This is a genomic window from Corallococcus terminator, assembly GCF_003611635.1.
In the GTDB taxonomy this organism is placed as follows: Bacteria; Myxococcota; Myxococcia; order Myxococcales; family Myxococcaceae; genus Corallococcus; species Corallococcus terminator.
The window spans coordinates 1-2,816 of the sequence record NZ_RAVZ01000585.1; the positions used below are offsets into that span (position 1 = coordinate 1).

The window sequence follows — 2,816 nt, forward strand, 5'->3', positions numbered from 1 at the left end:
GGGTGGGGCTGGTGCTCGCGGGGACGGCCTTTGTCGTCGCGCGACCAGGCTCCACGCAGGGGGCAACGGTTCCGGTCCAGACGCAACCGGAGCCCGTGAAGGTCGCTGAGCCGGTGGTTCCCACGGCGCCGGTGGGCACGCCTCCGGTCGCGGTCGCGCCCCAGGCTCCCGGGCCGACGGGTACGCCCGGCGAATCAGGGGCTGTGCCCGGCGGTGACACGGTGGCTACTTCCGTGACGGATGTGCCCCCGCCGGAGGACGTGCCGGAGGAGCCGACCCCGCGCAAGGGCACGGTCCGCGCGCCGAAGGAGAAGGTGACGCTGGGCATCGAGGACATCCAGCGCGTGGTGTCGAGTGGCCGCTCGAAGATCACCGGCTGCTTCGAGCGCTACAAGTCCAACCTGCCGTCGACGGCGGGCGAGGTGCAGGTGCAGCTCACCATCGTGTCGTCGGGCAAGGTGCGCGCGGGCACGCGCGGGCCGCTGGCTTCCACGGACGTGGGCCGCTGCCTGGAGACCCAGGCGCAGGCCCTGCGCTTCCCGGCGCACCGCGACCAGGAAGTCACCGTGCTGATGCCGTTCTCGTGGAAGGTGACGCAGTAGCTGGCAGGGCCCGTCCCGCTTCAACGCGCGGGACGGGACACCGTCACAGGTCGCGGCGGGCGGACAGCGCCTTGGCGAGCGTGGCCTGGTCGGCGAACTCCAGGTCCCCGCCCATGGGCAGGCCCTGGGCGAGCCGGGTGACGCGCAGGCCAATGGGCTTGAGCAGGCGGGTGAGGTAGAGCGCGGTGGCTTCGCCTTCGATGTCCGGGTTGGTGGCGAGGATGATCTCCTCCACCCGGCTGTCGTTGAGGCGCTCCAGCAGCTCCTTGATGCGAAGCTGCTCCGGGCCCACGCCTTCCAGCGGGGACAGCACGCCGTGCAGCACGTGGTAGCGGCCCTTGAATTCGCGGGTGCGCTCCAGCGCCATCAGGTCCGAGTACGTCTCCACGACGCACAGCGAGCGCTCATCCCGGCGCGAGTCGCGGCAGAAGCCGCACAGCTCCGAGTCGGTGAGGCAGAAGCAGCGTACGCACAGGTGCACCTTCTCCTTCACCTCGCGGATGGCGAGGGAGAGGTCGACGGCGTACTCGCCCGGCGCTCGCAGGATGTGGAAGGCGAGGCGCTGGGCCGTTTTTTCGCCGATGCCCGGCAGCTTCGCGAGCTGGGCGACCAGGCGGTTCAGCGGATCGGGCGTCATCCGGGTTTAATTAATGCCGGGGATCTTCACGCCGCCGGAGATCTTCGCCAGCTCGCTGTTCATGTGCTGCCGGCTGTTCGCCAGGGCGGCATTCACGGCGGCGGTGACGAGGTCCTCGAGCATCCCGGGGTCGTTGGGGTCGATGGCGCTCTTGTCGATCTTGATGCTGCGGATCTCCTGCACGCAGTTGGCGACGACCGTCACGAGGCCTTCGCCGGACTTCGCCTCGACGGTCTCTTCCGCCAACTGCTTCTTCCGCTCCTCGATCTTCTCGGTGAGCTTGTTCGCCTGCCGGATGAAGTAGTTCAGGTCGATGCCGGGCATGTGCTTCCTCGGTCCCCGGGCGTAGGAGCGCGCGCCGCCATGGCGCCGCTCGGAGCAGGGACGTTGGAGCCCACCCTAGCGGGGCCCGGGGGCGTTGTCAGTCATCAGGAGTGGTGGGCATGTCCGTGAGGACGGCCGGTGGGCGCTCGGGCTCGTAGACCTGGATGTGTTCGATTTCGCCTCCCAGCATCTTGAGGATGGACCGCACGGAGGCATGGGAGCGCACCTTTCCCTCGGTGGACTTCTCGTGGGTGGCGCGGCTGTGGGAGTCCTGTTCGGAGATGCTCATCCCCAGGCTGTGCGCTTCCTGGGCCTGGGCGACGTCCTGGATGGTGAGCTTCACGGGCCGGCCGAAGTGCGAGGCCAGGGCCGCGTCGACGGTGGCCTTGCCCGCGGCGGCCGTCACGGCGGCCTTGTGGAAGGCCGCGGTGGGCGGGAAGCCGAGGACGATTTCGCCCGCCTTCATGGACACAAGGCGCCCGTTGGCGAGTGCGGTGCCATGGCGCACGGACGTGGCCTTGACGCTGTCCACGGCGGCGCGCCAGCGCTCGGGGAGCGAGCGGTTGGGGTTGTCTCGGCCGGACGCGACGGGCGCGGATGCGGGCGGCGGTTCGGGTTCCGGAGGTTCCGGTTCGAACGCTGCGGGCGGCGGCGTGAACGTGGGAGGCGGCGCGCGAACGGGCGACGGCGGGGTGAACGCAGCGGGTGATGCGCGAACGGCGGACGGCGGTGCGACTTCCGCGGGCGGTGGCGCGAACGCGGCGGGTGCTGGAGTCGGCGCAGGGGGCGGTGGCGCGAACGTGGTGGGCGCCGGCGTGAGGGCGGCGGGTGCCGGAGTGGGCGCCGCAGGCTGTTCCGTGAAAGCGGCGGGTGCCGGAGCAAAGGCGTTGAGCGCCGGAGCGGGCGATGCCGTGAAGGCGGGTGTTGAAGCGAAAGCGTTGGGCGCCGGAGTCAGTGTCGTGAAGGTGTCGGAGGCCGGCGCGGAAGCGGCGTGCTGTTCCGTGAACGCAGCGGCGGTCGACGTCGGCGCGGAGTCCGACTGCGTGGGCTCGGTCGGGGCCGGAGTGAACGCGGTGGGTCCATCCGACGGGAGGCACTCGCCGGAAGCACAGCCTTCGGCGGAGCCCTCCTCCGGGAAGAGGCGTTCATCCGTCTCATCATCGTAAGGCTGCGGCTCGGGCGGGCCCTCCGGTTCGGGCCGGCGCATGTTGGTGATGCGCACGGTAGGCCCGGGTGAAGACGCGGGCTCCACG

At 70.6% G+C, this 2,816-nt stretch carries 4 protein-coding genes; 1 reads left to right on the forward strand and 3 read right to left on the reverse strand.

Features of this window, described 5'->3' with window-relative positions:
* A partial coding sequence (locus tag D7V88_RS42800; protein ID WP_147449102.1) for an AgmX/PglI C-terminal domain-containing protein occupies positions 1–602 on the forward strand: 602 nt, incomplete at its 5' end.
* Positions 603–645: 43 nt separating this feature from the next.
* Here the strand turns inward: D7V88_RS42800 and recR are convergent.
* From recR to D7V88_RS40400, 3 genes are all read right to left on the reverse strand, one after another.
* Positions 646–1,239 (reverse strand): recombination mediator RecR, encoded by a 594-nt coding sequence (gene recR, locus D7V88_RS40390; RefSeq protein WP_120538409.1) that lies wholly within the window; start codon positions 1,237–1,239, stop codon positions 646–648.
* A 6-nt stretch (positions 1,240–1,245) separates the two neighbouring features.
* On the reverse strand, positions 1,246–1,563 hold the full coding sequence (locus D7V88_RS40395; RefSeq protein WP_120538408.1) for a YbaB/EbfC family nucleoid-associated protein: 318 nt from the start codon (positions 1,561–1,563) through the stop codon (positions 1,246–1,248).
* Positions 1,564–1,660: 97 nt separating this feature from the next.
* The coding region (locus D7V88_RS40400; RefSeq protein ID WP_147449103.1) for a DNA polymerase III subunit gamma/tau at positions 1,661–2,816 on the reverse strand (1,156 nt) is incomplete at its 5' end.